Source organism: Paenibacillus sp. J31P316, from assembly GCF_056269105.1.
On record NZ_JBWDNI010000004.1, the window covers coordinates 452,374 to 471,417 of the forward strand.

At 57.5% G+C, this 19,044-nt stretch carries 14 protein-coding genes and 1 pseudogene; 11 read left to right on the plus strand and 4 right to left on the minus strand.

The window, feature by feature from the left end; genetic code table 11:
• Window positions 1-19: 19 nt before the first annotated feature.
• A complete protein-coding gene (locus AC0YNU_RS17430; RefSeq protein ID WP_475758777.1) occupies window positions 20-1,147 on the plus strand; it encodes a glycoside hydrolase family protein in 1,128 nt (375 codons plus the stop codon).
• 52 nt (window positions 1,148-1,199) lie between these two features.
• Here the strand turns inward: AC0YNU_RS17430 and AC0YNU_RS17435 are convergent, their stop codons facing one another.
• A complete protein-coding gene (locus AC0YNU_RS17435; RefSeq protein ID WP_475758779.1) occupies window positions 1,200-1,787 on the minus strand; it encodes a P-loop nucleotide/nucleoside kinase family protein in 588 nt (195 codons plus the stop codon).
• 294 nt (window positions 1,788-2,081) lie between these two features.
• Here AC0YNU_RS17435 and AC0YNU_RS17440 point away from each other — a divergent pair, with 294 nt between their 5' ends.
• The 4 genes from AC0YNU_RS17440 (at window position 2,082) to AC0YNU_RS17455 (ending at window position 9,618) form a co-directional block, all read left to right on the plus strand.
• Entirely contained in the window at window positions 2,082-2,876 is a 795-nt protein-coding gene (locus AC0YNU_RS17440) for an SDR family NAD(P)-dependent oxidoreductase (protein WP_475758781.1), read from the plus strand.
• A gap of 425 nt (window positions 2,877-3,301) precedes the next feature.
• The gene (locus AC0YNU_RS17445; RefSeq protein WP_475758783.1) at window positions 3,302-8,278 is read left to right on the plus strand and encodes a CehA/McbA family metallohydrolase; all 4,977 of its coding nucleotides are present in this window, start codon (window positions 3,302-3,304) and stop codon (window positions 8,276-8,278) included.
• Between the two features lie 89 nt (window positions 8,279-8,367).
• The gene (locus tag AC0YNU_RS17450) at window positions 8,368-8,919 is read left to right on the plus strand and encodes a HupE/UreJ family protein (RefSeq protein WP_475758785.1); all 552 of its coding nucleotides are present in this window, start codon (window positions 8,368-8,370) and stop codon (window positions 8,917-8,919) included.
• A gap of 24 nt (window positions 8,920-8,943) precedes the next feature.
• Window positions 8,944-9,618 carry a hypothetical protein gene (locus AC0YNU_RS17455; protein WP_475758788.1) on the plus strand — a complete coding sequence of 225 codons (675 nt, stop codon included), beginning with the start codon at window positions 8,944-8,946 and terminating at the stop codon, window positions 9,616-9,618.
• A gap of 125 nt (window positions 9,619-9,743) precedes the next feature.
• On the opposite strand, the gene AC0YNU_RS17460 is transcribed toward AC0YNU_RS17455, so the two are convergent.
• The 3 genes and pseudogenes from AC0YNU_RS17460 to AC0YNU_RS17470 form a co-directional block, all read right to left on the minus strand.
• A complete protein-coding gene (locus AC0YNU_RS17460; RefSeq protein WP_475758790.1) occupies window positions 9,744-11,249 on the minus strand; it encodes an S-layer homology domain-containing protein in 1,506 nt (501 codons plus the stop codon).
• A gap of 289 nt (window positions 11,250-11,538) precedes the next feature.
• A pseudogene (locus AC0YNU_RS17465) lies at window positions 11,539-11,700 on the minus strand (DUF2188 domain-containing protein); the annotation flags it as partial.
• 57 nt (window positions 11,701-11,757) lie between these two features.
• Window positions 11,758-12,615: an AraC family transcriptional regulator gene (locus tag AC0YNU_RS17470; protein WP_475758792.1), complete on the minus strand. Its 858-nt coding sequence runs from the start codon at window positions 12,613-12,615 to the stop codon at window positions 11,758-11,760.
• Between the two features lie 146 nt (window positions 12,616-12,761).
• Here AC0YNU_RS17470 and AC0YNU_RS17475 point away from each other — a divergent pair, with 146 nt between their 5' ends.
• From AC0YNU_RS17475 to AC0YNU_RS17500, 6 genes are all read left to right on the plus strand, one after another.
• On the plus strand, window positions 12,762-13,832 hold the full coding sequence (locus AC0YNU_RS17475) for a zinc-dependent alcohol dehydrogenase (protein ID WP_475758794.1): 1,071 nt from the start codon (window positions 12,762-12,764) through the stop codon (window positions 13,830-13,832).
• Entirely contained in the window at window positions 13,829-14,590 is a 762-nt protein-coding gene (locus AC0YNU_RS17480) for a hydroxypyruvate isomerase family protein (protein ID WP_475758797.1), read from the plus strand. The genes AC0YNU_RS17475 and AC0YNU_RS17480 overlap by 4 nt, the downstream gene beginning before the upstream one ends.
• A gap of 224 nt (window positions 14,591-14,814) precedes the next feature.
• Window positions 14,815-15,522: a response regulator transcription factor gene (locus tag AC0YNU_RS17485; protein ID WP_475758799.1), complete on the plus strand. Its 708-nt coding sequence runs from the start codon at window positions 14,815-14,817 to the stop codon at window positions 15,520-15,522.
• Window positions 15,523-15,547: 25 nt separating this feature from the next.
• On the plus strand, window positions 15,548-16,660 hold the full coding sequence (locus tag AC0YNU_RS17490; protein WP_475758801.1) for a sensor histidine kinase: 1,113 nt from the start codon (window positions 15,548-15,550) through the stop codon (window positions 16,658-16,660).
• Window positions 16,661-16,964: 304 nt separating this feature from the next.
• Window positions 16,965-17,900 carry an ABC transporter ATP-binding protein gene (locus AC0YNU_RS17495; RefSeq protein WP_475758803.1) on the plus strand — a complete coding sequence of 312 codons (936 nt, stop codon included), beginning with the start codon at window positions 16,965-16,967 and terminating at the stop codon, window positions 17,898-17,900.
• Window positions 17,901-17,927: 27 nt separating this feature from the next.
• The gene (locus AC0YNU_RS17500) at window positions 17,928-19,043 is read left to right on the plus strand and encodes an ABC transporter permease (protein ID WP_475758806.1); all 1,116 of its coding nucleotides are present in this window, start codon (window positions 17,928-17,930) and stop codon (window positions 19,041-19,043) included.
• The last annotated feature ends 1 nt before the right edge of the window (window position 19,044 follow it).

Genomic DNA, 19,044 nt, shown 5'->3' on the forward strand with positions numbered 1-19,044 from the left:
AAGCAGGGAGGCGAAGTCTATGAAGCAAACGGTAGATTGGCTCGAGGAAGCTTGGAATCAAACGGTGACGAAGGTGGCCCGAACGAGCAAGCGAATCGGCAGCGGATATCCGCACGCCAGCGTCGGCGGAACCTATGTGCTGGAAGCGCCGGATTGGTGGACGGCAAGCTTCTGGCCGGGCCTGCTGTGGCTGCTGTACAGCGACAATGGGGACGAATCGTTCCGGAAGCTGGCCGAAGCATGCGAAGAGGGGCTTGATCCGGTGCTGGCGGGGTTCGACGAACTGGATCACGATATGGGCTTCATGTGGACGCTCACGAGCATTGCGCAGTATAAGCTGCTCGGCTCGGAGTCATCCAAGCGGCGCGCCTTGATCGCGGCCAACTTTCTGACAGCCCGGTTCAACCTGAAGGGCCGCTATATCCGCGCATGGAATCCTTGGCGGGAAGGCGAGGATAACGCCGGCCTTGCGATTATCGACTGCGCCATGAATATGCCCTTGCTCTTCTGGGCTTCCCGGATTACGGATGATCCGAGGTACCGGCATGTGGCTGAAGCACATCTGGATACGGTGCTGGCCGAATTCATTCGTCCGGACGGCTCGGTCTATCACATCGTCCGGTTCGATCCCGTTACGGGTGCCTGCGTCGAGCACATCGGCGGTCAAGGCTTCGCCCCGGAATCCGCGTGGTCCCGCGGTACGGCATGGGCGCTCTACGGCTTGACGCTCGCGTACCACCACACGGGCAAGACGGCGTATTTGGACGCGGCGAAGCGGGTCGCGCATTTCTTCATCGCGCATTTGCCGGAGGATAGCGTGCCGCATTGGGATTTCCGGCTTCCGGACGGTATCGAACGCTGCCGCGATTCTTCCGCGGGTGCATGCGCGGCGAGCGGGCTGCTGCTGTTGGCGGATTTGGTGACCGACAAGGATGCGCCATACCGTCCGGCCGCGATCCGCATCCTGGAGTCGCTGTACCGGAATTACGGCGCGTGGGAGGACGAGTCGCAAGAGGGTCTCATCTTGAGCGGCACCAGCCACTTCCCGGATGGCCGGAACGTCGACGTTCCGCTGATTTACGGCGATTATTATTTCGTGGAAGGCTTGGCGCGGCTTCGCGGCGCGGCAACGATTTTCTGGGAGTAGCCGAGTATGTCTGTGCGTGACGGCGTTCGGGCATATCGGCCTCGCCGTTCATTCAGCTCCGCAGGATGAACCGTTCCAGTTCCGCCAGCTTTTCTTCCGTGTAGGGGCCGGAATTGTCGAAAGGGAGAACGGCTGACGGAGGCAGGGGCCAGGCAACCTTCCGGCGCTGCAGCGATTGCCGGAATTGCGGCCAATTCTGCAGCTTCCAGGCGTCGAGGGACGATGCTCTGCTTCGGATGCGCGAGAGGTAGTCGTCTTCATCGGGCAGATGGACGTCTACGACCTTCACGAGCACGTTAGCTGACGACGCTCCGATTCGGGCAAGCTCATGTTCAAGCCAATCCGCATCCTCCGTTTCCCGGGTGAACGGACCGACCGCAATGGCGTCTCGATCGAGTGCCAGCTGCTGCAGAGCGGCATCCATCGTTATTCGGTAACCGAGATCGCGGCAATGCTGTTTGTAGAACGGCGAGTCCCGATCCTCCGGATCGCGGCCGGCGAGCGTCATCAGCGCTACCGCTGCCGGCCGAAGCAGCGTATCCATGTCCAGGTAAGCGCCGCCGTGCCGCCGGATCCATGCCTCGGCCAGCGTCGTTTTGCCTGCGCCGGCAGGACCGATGAAGAATATTAGCTTGCGCATTTGCATGACCTCCAATCTAATCAAGCCGCTTCTCATCGTGAGCATGTGCGATCGAAGCGATATTAAACGTATTGTATCATCGTGCTCCATCGTGTCCAACAGGAGACGTAACGCTGCATGTGTTTGGCAGCTAACCCGTGGCGCGAAATGACGATTTGCGCGAAACCAACGGGAACGCTTGCAGGAACAACGAACGATGCAGGAACCTAACCAGACGTACAGTTCTACCTACGGATCGTGAAGGTAGATTCGTAAGATTCGTAACCTATTCGAGATAACAGGGGAGAGAGCGGGATGACGGATCAATTCGGAGCTGCGCAAGGAAAGCTTGCGCTGGTGACCGGCGCAGGCAGCGGCGTCGGGCGGGCGATCGCGGTCGGTTTGGCCAAGCAGGGCGCGTGCGTCGTGCTTGTCGGACGCAGAGCCGCGAAGCTGGAGGAGACGGCGGCACTAATCGAAGCAGAAGGCGGGACCGCGTATTCGTTCGCGGCGGATGTTGCCAAGCTCGAGGATGTGAATGCGATGGCCGGCCATGTGCTTGCGAACTACGGCGTTCCTGCGGTCGTGGTCAACGCGGCGGGCGTGTTCAAAGAGATCGGTCCGATTCTCGAGAGCGATCCGGCGGGGTGGATGGATACGATCCTGATCAATACGGTGAGTCCGTATCTGGTCTGCCGGGCATTGGCCGGGGATATGGTGAAGCAGGGCTGGGGGCGAATTATCAACGTGACATCCGCCGCCTCCCTCGCGGAGCCTGAAGGAACAAACAGCGCTTATGCGACAAGCAAGGTCGCGCTGAATCATTTTACGCGGCAGCTGGCGGCGGAGCTCGCAGGAACAGGCGTCACCGCGAACGTGTTTCATCCCGGCGAGGTGAAGACGGAGATGTTCGAGGCGATCCGAGATACCGTTCGCGTGCCAGGCGAGCTGGAGGATTGGGTCGCTTGGGTGGAACGGACCGGCGGGGATTCGCCGGAGAAATCGGTGAAGCTGATACTGGATCTGCTGCTTCCCGAATCCGACGAGGTCACGGGACGGTTTCTCTGGATCGAAGACGGGCTGAAGAAGCCGATGCGCAGCTGGGATTGAAATCGGCCGCGCACATTTTCCAATATTAGCTAACATTAATTATGGCAAGGGTTGTCCCGCGAGCTGCGAGCTCAGGGGCAGCCCTTGTTTTTTTGCCGTGGTTTATGCGTTCTATTAGGCGGTCTAGTTTAACGACTTAAACAATTAAAGCAGTCATTCTAGCGGATGTACTCCTGATTTATGAAACCTTAATATTTACGATCATCCTGTGCCGTATAAGGCAGAAGGATTCGTTTGCGGCAGATGGCTGCACTATTCACGTTCGTATTAACAATTTATTCATGTGCTGGAAACATCCCATTAACACGATAATTGTAGACTTATGTCGCTTTAGTACATGAAATGGGCGAGGTCAAAAGAATCACTAAGCTCGGTAAAGCGTTGGTACGCAGATGACTAAACGGGAAGGGAAGCTAGCGATACATATGTGGAAAAAGTGGTTGAATGCGGGCATGGCTGCCGCGCTTGTGCTCGGCGTATTGCCGGTTGGCAAGTCTTATGCCGCATTGCCGGCGGATGTGAAGGCAGGCACTTCGACGGAGGATCCGGGATTTACTTACGAAGGCACGACAGGGAAAGACGTGGCTGCCGGGGATACCTACTATTACGTCCAGAACGACAAGGCCGTCGCTATTATCTCCAATAAGGTAGGCGGAAATAATTCGCAAGGCTCCTACAAGAAAGGGTGGCCCATCGATTTCGTATCCAAGGATCCGAAGGCGAACATGAAGGAAACGCTGGACTGGTCGGAGCTTGTCCTCAGTCCAACGATGAACGATAAATACGGCCAAACGGGCTCCCAGCTCGATCTGAAAACGATCGGCGCAGTCGGAGACGCAATCGTGGCTTCCGGTCAATGGGACGGCAATGCCAAGATCAAAAGCTCGGTCAAATACCAAATGCTGCCGGATGCGCCGATCATGAAAATGACGATGACGCTGAACAACACGGATACGAAGGACTTCGCGGGCTATTTCTTGTATTCGCTTGATCCCGACGTACCCGGAGCGCAGGTTTCGTACGCGCCTGGCATTGGCTGGTTGCCCGGACTGCGGACCACGGGCTGGAACGAGAATTATGTCTATGACGGAACCGACACGTCCTCCGGCGAGCCTGCTCATGCCATTGCTTGGCTGGACAGTCAGCCGACTGCCATACATGGCAGCAACATCTATTTCGGTGCTTGGTTCGACGCCAGCGTGAAAGCGGGCGAGAGCAAGCAGATTACTTGGTATCACATGACGGAGATCCCGTCGGAGCGCGGCAACGCGTACGATAACTTCTCCGCGTATGCCAGAGAGCTATCCGTCCTAGATCCGGACGTGCCCGATTACAGCAAAGTCAGCGGAACGATTACGGATTCCGCCTCGGGAGAGGGAATCAAGGGCGTTACGCTAGTCGCCAAGAACATCAACGCCCAGGTTGCGGGTACGGTAACGACGGATTCCGCCGGCAAATACGAGCTGTTCTTGCCGCCGAATACTTACACGCTGACGGCTTCAAGACCCGGCTACGAGTCCAAGTCCAGCTCGGTCGAGATTACGCCCGATTCGTCCATCGCGTATCCGATGGATTACGAGATGAAGCCGATCTCCGTATCGGCTGGCACGGGCGTGCATCTCCTAGGGGCGCTGGCGGAGGGCTCGATGGACGATATCGTCCTGCAGAACTCCAAGCTCGCCATGACGATCGCGAAGACGACCGTCGACTCGCAACTGAAGAATTCGATCGGACGCCCGCTCGATTTCTCCGCTCAAGGCATGGAGGACGACCTGGATTGGATCAATCTTCCGTACTTGAGAACCGGCATTATGCCGACCAAGAACCCTTGGGACGTCGAGACAGTAACCAATACGAGCGTCGAGGTCGGGGCGTCCAATCCGGATGAAGCGTCGGTCAAGGTGAAAGGGACGTATTCCGAAGTGCCGGGCATCGATGTCGAGACGACCTACGCCGTCAAAAGCGGGGAGCAATGGATCGACGCGGAGACGGTCTTCAAGAATACGACCGGGACGCCGCTAACGGCTTATGCCGGCGATGCGCTCGATCATGACGGAGCAGGAACGCTCTCTTACGTGCCGGGCACGGGCCAACTGCCCAATCTTGCGACGTACACGCCGACGGCGCCGTGGTTTGCCCAGTACGGGACCTCGGGCCAAGCCTACGGAATCGTATACGACAGCAGCTTCTCGGGCTTTACGGTATACGGCGACAATTCATACGTGATTAGCGAGAAGCAAATCACGATTCCCGCGAACGGCGAGTTCCGGATCATGCGCCATCTCGTGGCGACGGGTACGGAAGGGCTCGTCGACAAGAGCGTCGCGATCAGCAACGTATACGACGAAATCATCAGCAAGCAGACGGGCGTACGCATGGAGCTGACGACCGACAAGAGCGAGCTCGGGACGGGAGATGGCTTCAAGGCGACATTGACCGTTACGAACGGCTCGGAGTCGACGGTCTCCGGCTTGTCCAGTAGCATGAAGCTTCCTGCCAACTTGTCGACCACGGACAATCTCGAGGCCGCGATTCCGGCTATTGCGCCGAACGGAAGCGAGACGGTGACTTGGAACTTGACGGCTACGAGCGGCGGCCATGGCAATATCGAAGTCGATATCGCCAAGAACGGCGCGCCGTATACGGTAAAGACCGACCAAGTCTTCGTTAACGGTCCGGGCTGGTACTCCGGGGACAACCATACGCACAGCCGGTACAGCGACGGCAGCGGCTCGATCAACGACAACGCGACCGTTGCCCGGAACAAAGGGCTGGACTTCCTGACGGCAACCGACCATAACTCGATCAAGCAGAAGGACGACGTGCTGAAGGAGAACCGTCCCGATTTCGTGGAGCTGCTCGGCGAAGAAATTACGACCGGCGGCGGCCACTCGCTTGCCTACGATATCTCGAGCCTGATCAACTGGGCCCAGCCGGCGCAGGGCTATATCGACGAGACGCGCGCGAATAATGACGGCCAAGGCATGCATTTCATCGCGCATCCTTTCTATCCCGGCCTGGAGTGGGATGATTGGAGCGTTAAGAATTACAACGGCATCGAGGTGTGGAACGGATTTTATCCGCCGAAGCATCCGGTCAACGACAGCGCGTTTAAGAAGTGGGACGAGCTGAACGTACAAGGCCGCCATTTGATCGGTCTTGCTAACTCGGATGCCCATAATCCGGGCAAAGTCGGCGATCCGCATATCAAAGCCTACATGGACAAGCTGTCGAAGGAAGACGTGTACAAAGCGATTCGTTCCGGCATGCTGTATGGCACGAACGGGGACATCGACCTCGGCTTTACCCTGAACGGGCAACAGATCGGCACCGACGTGACCGTGGATGCGGCAGGCGGCCAAGCGACGATCGTGCTGAGCGGTTCCGCGCCTGGCGGCTTGACGGCAGCGCGTCTCATCAAGAATGGCACCGTGCTGCAGGAGTTCACGGGACTTACGGGAACGAGCTGGACGCAGAACGTGCAGGATAACGCGAAGCCAGGCGACTTCTATCGCATGGAGATTGAAGGCACCGGGGGCAAATTCGCCTTCTCCAATCCGATCTGGGTGACGGACGGCGTCAATGTTCCGCAAAGCATGGCTTTCGACCAGGCGAACATGAAGCTGCTCGAGAACAAAACGGCCGTGCTGGGCGTAACGGGCACGTACATCGACAAGAGCACGTTGGCGCTGGCGCCGACGGGCAAGCTCGCTTTCGCAAGCAGCGACGCAACGACAGTTTCCGTCGATGCCAACGGCTTGGTGACGGGCTTAAAGCCCGGCCAAGCGGTCATTACTGTAGCCTTTGGCAATTTGGAGATTCATACGACCGTCACGGTCGAGGCGAATAAAGCGCCGGTCGGTCATCCGGGAACCTATTCGACGACCGTCGGACACCCGATCGACGGCATTCTGGCCGCCAGCGACGAGAACGGCGACCCGATCACTTACCAAATCGCCGTGCAGGGAACGAAAGGCGTAGCGACCGTAACGAACCCGGTCACTGGCGCATTTACTTACGTACCGAATGAAGATGCTGCTCCGGGAACGGATACCTTCACGTTCACCGCTTCGGACGGGTTGCTTACTTCCGCGGAAACGGCCGTGACGATCACGCTGCAGGAAGAGACGCCTGATAACGCGGCTCCCGTCGCGGCGAACGGAGCCTTCTCCACGAATCAGGACGTTATCCTGACGGGTGAGACGCTGTCTGCATCGGATGCGGACGTAGATGATTCGCTGACGTACATCATCGTGAGCAACGGCTTGAAAGGAACGGCAGCCATCGTCGATCCGGCGACCGGCAGCTTCACATATACACCTCAAGCCGGCGTAACGGGGACGGACAGCTTCACCTTCAAGGCCAATGACGGCCATGCGGATTCCAATACGGCCACGGTAACCGTTACGATCTTGCCTGGCAATCATTTGCCGGTCGCGCAGAACCTGTCGTTCAATACGACGACGGGGATCGCAATCGACCTGACGCTCAAAGGAACGGATGCCGACGGAGATCCGCTGACGTACGCGATCCTGACGAACGGCGTCAAAGGAACGGCCGAAATTACGGATGCCATAACGGGCAAAGCGACATATACCCCTTCGGCCGACGTGACGACGGAATCGGAGGATACGTTTACCTATCAAGTGAGCGACGGCAAAGGCGTGTCCAATACGGCGACGGTCACGATCGCCATTAAGCCGCCGGGGCCGGGCCATGAGAATGACGGCAACAACGGATCAACGCCGAGTACGCCGACAACGCCGGAAGTGCCAGCCGAGCCGGAAGAACCGGTAACGGAGCCCGAGCCGCCGGTTGAACCGCCGGTAACGACAGATCCGGCTCCGCCTACGCCTGTCGAACAAATTTTCAACGACGTGAGCGGAAACTGGGCCAAGAGCTATATTCAACAAGCCGTCGACAACGGCTTGATCAAAGGTTTTCCCGATGGCACTTTCAAGCCGAATCAGGCCATTACGCGGGCGGAGTTCCTTGCCGTTCTCGTGAAAGCGATGGGCTATCAAGCATCCGCGCCAACGCTTGCTTTCAAGGATTTGGCGAACGCGCCTGCTTGGGAAGCCGAGGCGATCGGCAAGGCGCTTCAGGCGGGCATCGTCTCCGGTTACGCGGACGAGACGTTCCGTCCGAACCAGGAATTGAGCCGCTCGGAGATGATCGTCCTGCTCGCCAAGGCGATGGGACTGACAGATGACGGTATGAAGTCGACGTTCAGCGATGCGGCCTCCATCCCTGCATGGGCACGGAGTCTCGCGGAGCAATTGAAGCAGCTGGGCATCATCGAAGGGCGCGGAGACGGCAAATTCGTTCCGAATGCCATTTCGACGCGGGCGGAAGCCATCAAGGTCATCCTGTCCGTCCTGCAGCTGATGGACAAATCGTAACGCCGATGGATTCGCAGGTTCGGGAGTGCGGGCTGACCGCACTCCCTGCCTTATTTTAACGGCAACCGTGCCGAAAGGAGCCTGCTTGCATGGCTGACTTCATGCAGTACCTGACGATGGGCATCGAGCATATCCTGACGGGATATGACCATCTGTTGTTTCTCTTCGGGCTGATTATCGCACGCATGTCGAAAATGAGCATTTTGAAAGTATTGACCGCCTTCACGGCGGGGCACTGCGTGACGCTGGCCTTATCCGCGCTGGAAATCGTCAGCTTGCCGCCCGGCATTATCGAGCCGCTGATCGCGCTCTCGATCGTGTATATAACCGTCGAGAACCTGTTTGTCCGAAGCCTTAACCACCGCTGGATCGTAACGTTCTTCTTCGGTCTGATCCACGGCTTTGGATTCGCGGATATCTTGCGGGGGACGCTGTCCGCCCGCTTCGCGCTTCCGTTGTTTTCGTTCAATCTAGGCGTTGAAGCGGGGCAGATCCTCGTGCTGGCCGCCGTGCTGCCGCTCATTTGGGCGTACAAGCAGACGAAGCTGGACGAGCGGCTTCTGATTACCGGAGGTTCGGGCATCGTGGCATGCTTCGGGATATATTGGTTCATCGAACGCGTCACGCAGCAATTATATTGATCGGCAGGCAGGAGGAGAACGCGCATGAAAATCGGGAGATTCGGGAAAATGGCGGCTGTCTGCTCACTTGCAGCCGGATTGCTGGGCGCCTGGCCGCTGGGCGCTTCGGCGCATTTTGAACCGGTTGGCTATTCCGATGTCGTCGTGAATGGCAGCACGGTCGATTATGAGCTGTATATGGATCCTTACCAACTGCTGGAGTTTATCGATTTGGATCTTAATACGGACGGTTACGTGGATGAAGCGGAGATCGTTAAGCAGACGGAAGCGCTGAAGGCATTCATGGGTACGGGGCTTGTGGTAACGAACGGCGGCGCAGCCGCGGAGCCGCGAATCGGTACGATCGAAATGAAGGATCGTGGCAGGCTTCCGATGATAGCGGCTCATATGCGGTTCGATTTCGAGACGCCGGTCAATGACCTCGGGATCGAATATGCCTTTTTCCAAAAGGAAGGCTTCGTTCATCACATCAATATGGCTCATATCGCGTTCCAAGGCGAAACCAAGGATATCAACTTTACGAAGTCCGGCTCGACCTTCGAGTGGGATCGGGAAGGCGGAGATCATTCGGTCAGACACGTATCGGCTATATCGACCGGGACGATGATCAGACTGGGGGGCTTGATGATTTTCTCGCTGCTGGCCGCTTTGACTGCTGCCGTGTGGAAAAGGCGAAAATCCGATAAGAGCGCGGCATAAGCAATGTCGTAATCAGAAATCCGTCATTCGATGAATGATGTGCACAGACAAACAGCCGCCTTAGCCGGATACTCCGGTAAAGGCGGCTGTTCGTCTTGCGGTAGCAGCACACGTTGTCGATGCGATCAAACCTTGTTGAAGGCTTGATAGGCACGCTTGATAAGAATGATGGCCTGCTCGCGCGTCGTATTCCCGAGCGGGTCGATACGACCGCCGCCTACGCCGCCCATGACGCCGCTGTTCGCGGCGAAATGGACGGCGTTTCTAGCCCATGCAGCGATTTGCTTCTCGTCGGCGAAGACCGATTTGGCGCTTGTGTCATAGACGCCGTCGGGCTTTGCCGCTCTGAGCGTCCGCAGCAGCATCACGCTTATTTCCTGGCGGGTAATCGTTGCTTTCGGCGAATAAAGCAGCGATGTCGTGCCGAACACGATGCCGAGTTTATTCGCTTTCAGCACATCCTCGTTCGTCGTGTCCGTGAAGGGGCTCGGACTGACGGCCGCGGCTTGTTTGCCGCTCAGCGATTCGTACAGCTTGACCGCGATACCGGCGAAATCCTCTCGCGTAATCGGCTGCCGATAGTCGCCCGTGACCGCATCGGTCGTCAAATGAAGCTTGATCGCGTCCTTCAGCTCTGTTTTCGCCCAGTCGCTTGCCCCTTCCGTCAGCTTCGCGAGCTGTTCGTCGGTCAGGGCCGTTCCCGTAGAGGAACCGCCTGTTCCTGCTCCAGGATCGGTCGAGGTACCGCCAGTGCCGCCCGTCCCAGTGCCTGCTCCCGTTCCAGTCCCGGTGCCTGTTCCCGTCCCTGTCGATCCGCCGACAATGACCGAACCGGGCAGATGCGTAACGATGGTACTCGTGATATCCGTGTCCTTTATGATATCGCGGAGCGTCAGCTTCTTGCTCTTCATCAAGATCGATTTTCCGCTTGGAATCAGGTACTCCGGCAACGCAATCGTATCGATTACCGGCTTGACGGTATAGACATAGAAGGTCTCGGGTTCCGTTGCTTTATCTTGATAGGTCAGATTGCCGATATGGTCCATCGTATCCCGCACATAGAACGTCTTGTCGCCCTTCGTGCCTCCGACGCGCTTGATCTCGTAGTAGGATTCCATGTTGCTATTATCGGTCCAAGAGAGCGTAATCGAGGCGGAGGCATCCGAATTGGCGACGGCGGTAAAATCGCTGGCGTCGACGGGCTGCATGATTTTGACGGGACCGAGCGTCTGCGAGGGAAAGCTGTTCGATCCGACGAGCGGCGAATACTTCGTCGACAGTCGAATAAGCGCCGAAGTGAGCGTCGAATCGACCGGCAGCACGAAAGTCCCATTAGTGCCGAAGACATCCCTAACCGTCAGCTCTTGGACATAAATCCAATTGAGCCCGTTGTCCTTGGAATATTCGATATTGACCTTGTCCAAGGTTGTGCCGATCGCGCGGTCGTCGCCGAAGGAATAGTAAATCGCCGTGCCCGCGATCAGATAGGGGGCGCCGCCGCTGGCGATTTCGAAGCCGATCAGGTTTACCGCTGCATGCGCCCGCGGGGCAGGCACGGCGAAGAAGACGGCCAGAAGCAGGGAGAGCGTCAGCAGGGCAAGCCTTGAGCGGAATGGAGCCCTTACGATCATAATCGATTCCTCCCGGAAAGTCGGATAGAAATAACGGCTATCATAGTCAGTTTACAAGGGAACGGCGGCAGAAGATATTATCCGAAGGAAGTATATTGACCGTGCGCTCCATCGGGTGGGACGAGGTTGACCCGTTTCATTGCTGGAACGTATGCCGCTTGCGATCGCATGCCGCATGCTGATGGATACGCGCGCCGGACGCACAAAAGAACCCGCAGCGCCGCGGGTTCTGATTCATGCGAAGCCTATAGGTCCATCAATGGTTTTTCTTGCGAATCCGCTTATGCCGGTGCTCCGCCCATTCCTTCGCCTGCGAAGTCGCGATCGAGATTGCGCGTCCTTCCTCGTATCCATCCTCGAGCAGCGCATTGGCGATGTCGACCGCTTTGTTGCGGACGGGAGCGAGGAAGTTCTTCAGGGAATCCGGATAATCATCATGCGTCCAAGGCATTTGAATCGGCCTCCTTTGCAGCTTGTCCTACCATTCATTAGCCGATTGGGCTGCCGCCTAAACACGAGCCGCCGTCCGGCCTGCTTGAACGGTCAGGCTGTGCTGCTTCGGCGCGACGCCGACGACCTTCTTGAACAGCCGCGAGAAATACGTCATCTCCGGAATGCCCACGCTCTTCCCGATCTGGCCGACCGTCATGTCCGTCGTCGCGAGCAGTCGCAGCGCTTGTTCGATTCTGTATTTGATCAAGTAGCGCTGGGGGGATACGCCCGTTGCCTTGGTAAACTGCTTGGTGAAATACGTGCGTTCCAGCCCGACGTAATCGGCGATGTTCTTGATGGAGATCGGATTCTGGTAATGCGTCTCCAGAAACTTCAGCGCTTTGCCGATGTAGTCGGGGGCTTCGGTTCGATGCGCGTAGGACGGACTCGACGCCAGATGGGACACTTCCAGCATCGCGAAAATCGTATACAGCGCGCCATGGATTCTGGAGGCGGGGAGATCGCGGCTCGGATACGACTTCAGCGTATCGATCATGAGGCTGATTTGATCCGGTATGCCGGAGCCGTCGCGTATGCAGTGCACCGGTTCCTCCACGGAAATGCCGCCCCGCTGCAGCAGCTCCTTCGTCCTCCTGCCGCCGAACGCGAACCAGCAGAAGGTCCAGGGATCGCTTGGATCCGTCTCGTAATAGGTGAGTTCGCCCGGGTAGATGGCGAATATTTCGCCCCTTTGCACCGGCTGCTTCCGTCCCCGGCACTCGAAGAAGCCTTTGCCTTTGATGATGTAATGGATCAAATGTTTATCTCGTATGAAAGGACCGCAGGCAAAAGAATCGACGACGGTCTCGATGCCGCAATAATAGAGATCCAAGTCGGAAATCTGCGATGGAATGTGGAAACCTTCGATCTTCAACGGAATCGCCTCCTAGCTAGACACTAGCAAACAAACCACATCCGTGCAACAAAAACGCACAGCAATTCATAGCGCTTTCATCGGCCGCAGGCTTACAATGAGGGTATTGTGTCGCCATATCACTTCAGGAAGAGAAGGTGCATTGGATGCCGAATCAATTAATCGCGGTCGCGCCGCGCAAAGCGGCTCTGCTGGCTTATGAAGAGAAGGAAACGATTCGTCCCGATCAAGTGAGAATCCGCGTGGATTACGCTTCTCCGAAGCACGGGTCGGAGCTGGCGGATTTCCGCGGCCTCAGCCCGTTCGTGACGGATTATTACGACGATGAGTGGCATGCGTTCCTGCCGCGCGCCGAAGCGGCGGAACCGCAGGCGGTATTCGGCAAATGGAATCTCGGTAACCAGTATGTGGGCGTCATTGCGGAGATCGGCTCCGAAGTGACGGACTTCGCGGTCGGCGAACGAGTCTGCGGTTACTCGGGCATCCGGGAAACGGTCGTGACGGAAGCGCGTCATTTGCTGAAAATGCCGGAGAGCATGTCCTGGAAAAGCGCGGTTTGCTATGATCCGGCGCACTTTGCCTTGTCGGCTATCCGCGATGCGAATGTTCGCATCGGCGACCGCGTCGCCGTGTTCGGCCTCGGCGCCCTAGGCCAGCTCGCGGCTCAGATGGCTCGTCTTGCCGGCGCGTCCTACGTCGCCGTCATCGATCCGATCGAGAAGCGCCGCCAAGTGGCGATGCGGGCAGGCGCGGACGCCTGTTACGATCCGACGGTCGACGATGTAGGCTACCTGCTGAAGCAGGATACCGGCAAGCTCGGCGTCGACGTCGTCATCGAGACGAGCGCGAATGAATTCGCGCTGCAGCAAGCGCTTCGCGGCTTGGCGTACGGCGGAACGATCGCGTTCATCGGTTGGGCGCGCGCGTTCAAGGGCGGCATGGACTGGGGACGCGAAGCGCATTTCAACAATGCGAAGATCGTCTTCTCCCGGGCGTGCAGCGAGCCGAATCCGGATCATCCGCGATGGGATTTCAAGCGGATCCGCGAGGCCTGCTGGAATCTCTTGGCGTCCGGAGCCATTAATTGCGAAGAGATTATCAATCCCGTGGTTCCGTTCGAGCAATCGGCCGAGGCATACGAAGTCTATGTGGATCAGAAACCGGAGGCCAGCATCAAGCTTGGCGTCTCCTTAACCGGAAAGGGGTGCACCGAATGATTTTTTCCGTATCATTGGATGCCGTATTCAGCAAGACCGGCCTGTCGTTCGAAGAACGCGTCGAGCGTTCGCGCGAGCTGGGTTATACATCGATTGAATTTTGGGGCTGGGGCGACAAGGAGCTGGATCGGCTGGCGGAAGTGACGAAGCGGATCGGACTGCAGGTCGGCTCGTTCTGTACGAAATACGGCGATCTCGTAGATCCGGCCAAGCGCGGCTTGTTCTTGGAAGGGCTGCAGGAAACTATCGTCGCGGCGAAGAAGGTGGATTGCTCCAGCCTGATCGTGACGGTCGGCAATGCGCTTGAAGGCGTGTCGCGCGCAGCGCAGCATGATAGCATCGTGGAGGGCTTGCGGGCGGCGGTGCCGTTCCTGGAAGAAGCGGGCATTACGCTTGTCGTGGAGCCGCTGAATACGCTTGTTGATCATGCAGGCTACTACCTGGTGCGTTCGGACGAAGCCTTCGAGATTATCGACAAGGTGGGCAGCCCTTACGTGAAGGTGCTGTACGACGTCTATCACCAGCAAATTTCCGAAGGAAATCTGATCTCGACGATCAGGGCGAATATCGAGCGCATCGGTTATTTCCACATCGCCGATCATCCGGGACGCCATGAGGTCGGGACGGGCGAGATCAATTACCGCAATGTGCTGGATGCGATTCGCGGCGCGGGATATACCGGGCCGATCGGGCTGGAGTATTTCCCGCTGGATAACGCGGATGAAGGGCTGAAGGCGTTCCTGAAGGAATACGCCTGAACGCCTGAACGGCTGATCGGACAGATTTGAATGGTCCTGGTGATCAGGCTTAGTGAAATAGGCATAATCAAGGAAGCTGCTCCCGGATATTCCGCGGGCGGCTTTCTTGTTTTGTCCACGACTCTACGACCCTCAACACCACATCTCCAATCTCCGCAACTCCACAACTTTCCAGCTGCCGGCCGAATAAGGTAAACTAAGAGCAGCAAAGGGGCGATGCCGGCATGAAAATCAAAGTGTTGATCGCAGACGACAATTCGTTCATCCGCGAAGGCATGCGGATTATTTTGAATACGTTCGAGGAATTCGAGGTGCTGGACGCTGTTGAGGACGGGCAGCAGGCCGTCGATTATTGCCTGGCTCATGACGTCGACGTCGCGCTCTTGGACGTGCGGATGCCGAACATGAACGGGGTGGAGGCGACGCGGCTGATTACGGAACAGACGACGACGAAGCCTCTCATTCTGACGACGTTCGACGAAAACGAATATATTTTGGAGGCGATCCGCTGCGGTGCGAAGGGCTATCTGCTGAAGAACAACGATCCCGAGCGCATTCGCGATGCGATCAAGAGCGTCTACCATGGGAACAACGTGCTCCAGGATATTATTCTCGATAAGCTGAAGAGTTCGATTGGCGCGCAGCCGGCGAATGGAGCTTCAACGCCGCCGCAACCGGCTATAAAAGGGGCTTCGGAGCCATCGGTGGCGGTACCTGCGTCGGCGAGCCCGATCGACCTCAGTCCGTTCACGGAGCGGGAGACCGACGTCATGGCGCTGATCGCGAAGGGGTACTCGAACAAGGAGATTTCCAAGGAACTGTTCATCTCCGAAGGTACGACGGCCAACTATATCACGTCGATTCTGAATAAAACCGCACTGGAGCACCGGACGCAGATCGCCATCTATTATCTGACGGGCCGAACCCGCTAGCGCACGTGAAGGAGGCTGGTCCGCCGTGGAACTCTGGACTGTCGGCAACAAGACGATCGTATGGCTCTACGTCATCGCGTTGACGTATTTCTCGCATCCGGCTGCCAAGCGGCTGCTGGTGCTGTACTTCCTGCTCTATCTGGCTATCAATTTAGTCGTCCATATCGCCAAATCGGCACAGCTGAAGCAAGGGCTGATCGCGCTGGTCATCGGCTATCTGGTCTTCTGCGGAGCGTACGTGAAGCCGGAACTACTCCTGCTGCTGCCGTTTGCCTTCTTTGAATTCGCCTCCTTCTTCATTCGCGATCGGCGCGTCGTGTTCGTTCTCGTACTTGCACCCATGTTGTTCCTGCCGACGTCGCTGCTCGTGCATTACGGCTTTATCGCCGTATTCGTCTATTTCAACTTCGTCATCGTCAAGCGCTACATGGAACGGGTCAATCTGCAGGAGGATGAGCTGGAACGAGCACGCCGGCGCTTGCAGCTGCTCGGCAGGCAGTTGAACGACAACGCGGAGTACGCGCAAGCAAGCGAATACCTCGTCAAGCTGGAGGAACGCAACCGGGTGGCGCAGGAAATCCACGACGGCATCGGACATGCCATTACGGGCGGGCTGATCCAGATGGAGGCGGCTCGTTTGACGCTTCGCCGGGACGTGGACGCGGCAGAAGCGCTGCTGAGCAACGCGATTGCCATTTCCAAGGATGGAATCGAGCAAATCCGCAGGACGCTTAAGGATCTGAAGCCGCCTGTGGAGCAGCTCGGCCTGGGCAGGCTGCGGACGGCGGTCGAGACCTTCGGCAGCCAATCGGATCTGCTGACGTCGGTCGTTCATGAGGGCGATATCGAGGCCATCACGCCCATCCAGTGGAAGATCATTCATGAGAACGTGATGGAGGCGCTCACGAACGCGGCCAAATACGCCCGCGCTTCGGCCGTGCATGTGGAGATCCGGGTGCTGAACCGGTTCATCAAGGCGGTCGTTGAAGATAACGGACAAGGCGCGGACAAAATCGTCAAGGGCATGGGACTGATCGGCATGGAGGAGCGGACTGCGGCTTTGAGCGGGACCGTGACGGCGGACGGCGAGCGCGGCTTCGTCGTCACGACGCTGCTTCCGCGAAGCGGAGAAGGGTAGCTTGGCTGCCCTCCGGCAACAAGCCGAACCGTCCGCTCCAGCGCCGGCGCTTCGGCCGATTCGGCTCCGCCATGTCCGGCTGCGACGCTTTTGCCCAGCTTTGCCCACCGATTCCATGAGATGCCATGAGATTCCTCATGTCGGATGGGGCCATGACGGAGCCATTCATGCTTTGCACGGCGGCTTAACAGACTTATAGATATGAGATTTCCCATGGGGAAGGGATGAACTTATGCACTGACATAAGGGCATCCCTTTTTCCTATAATGAGACTATCTTAAGAATGGAAAGCGAGTGAGCGGGTATGAACGTGCTGGAAATACGCGGATTGACGAAGAAGTTCGGAGATTTCGTCGCGGTGGACAATATATCGCTTAAAGTCGGGCAGGGCGAAATCTTCGGATTCTTGGGCGCGAACGGTGCCGGGAAGAGCACGACGATCAACATGATCTGTTCCCTGCTTCAGCCGACGGACGGGGACATCCGAATCATGGACCATGACATTAAGCTGCAGAGCCGCTTCGCCAAACAAAGCCTCGGCGTCGTGCCGCAGGACTTGGCAATCTATGAAGATTTGTCCGCCTACGAGAATGTGAGCTTCTTCGCCGGCTTGTATGGTCTCCGAGGCGCGCTGTTGAAGCAGCGGACGGAAGAGGCGCTCGAATTCGTCGGACTTGGCGACAAGGCGAAGAGCTTCCCGAAGAACTTCTCCGGCGGGATGAAACGGCGGCTCAACATCGCCTGCGCCATCGCTCATAAGCCGAAGCTGATCATTATGGATGAGCCGACCGTCGGCATCGATCCGCAGTCGCGCAATTATATTTTGTCCTCGGTGCGGGAGCTGAACGAAGCGGGCTGCACGATCATTTACACGAGCCATTACATGGAGGAAGTCGAAGAGATCTGTTCGCGCATCGCCATCGTGGATCACGGCAAGATCATCGCGGAAGGCACCAAGGAGCAGCTTACCGCAAGCATTACCGATACGAAAGACATCGTGATCGAGCTGAAGCACGCGGCCGGCGGAGAGGGCGATTTGTTGAAGGGGCTCCCGGGCGTGCGCAAGGTCAGCCAAGAGGAGAACGTCATCCGCATCCATAGCGATGCCTCGGTCGATAATTTGAATCGAATCTTGAAGCAGCTCATGGCTGCGGATTTGGAGATCCGCACCGTCGAGGAGCGGGAACCGAATTTGGAGACGGTGTTCCTGACGTTGACGGGGCGTAATCTGAGAGATTAATAGCATAGGAAAGGAGGGGATTTACGCATGATAGCTTGGCTGATAACGGTCAAAGAAGTGAAGCAGCATTTTCGCGATTACCGGACGCTCTTCTTCATGCTCGCGTTTCCGATCGTCCTCATGCTGATTCTGGGGATTACGCTGACCAATGCATTCACCAGCGAGGTGAAATTGGACGGCATCAACGTGCTGGTCAGCGATACGAGCAGCGGCGAGCTTTCGCGGTCGTTCGAGGCGTTCCAAGGCGAATTAAGCCATACGGGAATTGCATTCGAGAAGCTGAAATCGGGGATGGACGGACGCGAAGAAATCGGCAGCGATCATTACACGGCTTACGTTCAAGTGAGCAATACGGGCATGTCGCTGTACAGCAGCAGCAGCACGACGGTGGAGAGCATCATCGTTCAAGGCATGCTGAGCGCGTTTACGGACAAATACAACGCCGCGGCGGCCGTTGCGCAGGAGGCCGATTCGGCCGCGGTGCAGGCTGTCTTCGCGGGCAGCGGAGGCGATTACGTGAGAGACGAGTCCGTCGTCGCCGATCGCATGCCGGGCTCCATGGATTATTACGCGATGTCGATGACGGTCATGGTCGGGATGTTCGGCGCGATGTCGGCAGGCGGATTAATCACCTCCGAACGGGTGCGGGGTACAGGGGTCAGGCTCTACGCCGCTCCGATAAGACGAAGCGATATCTTCATGGGCAAAGTATTCGGCAACGTCGTGGCGAACACGCTTTGCATCCTGCTCATCGTGTTTTTCAGCAAATGGGTGTTCAAGGCGTATTGGGGCACTCATCTGGCCGCGGTCATCGCCGTCCTGCTCTGCGAAGTCATAATGGCGACATCCTTCGGAATCGCGGCGAATTCGTGGATCAAGAACGGCGGAGGGCGCGGGCTGGTCATGCTCGTCGTGCAGCTGTCCTCGTTCATCGGCGGCGCGTACTTCCCGGTTGCCGATTCCGGTATCATGGGAGCGGTCGCTTGGCTGTCTCCGCTTCGATGGGGCAATCATGCGCTGATGTCGATCATTTATAATGACGACGCGGCTGCCGCTTGGCCAGCAATCGGGCTTTTTCTAGGGGCGGCGCTGCTGCTGCTCGTCTCAACGGGAGATTTTCGGCGAAATAGGGAGGTCGCATAGC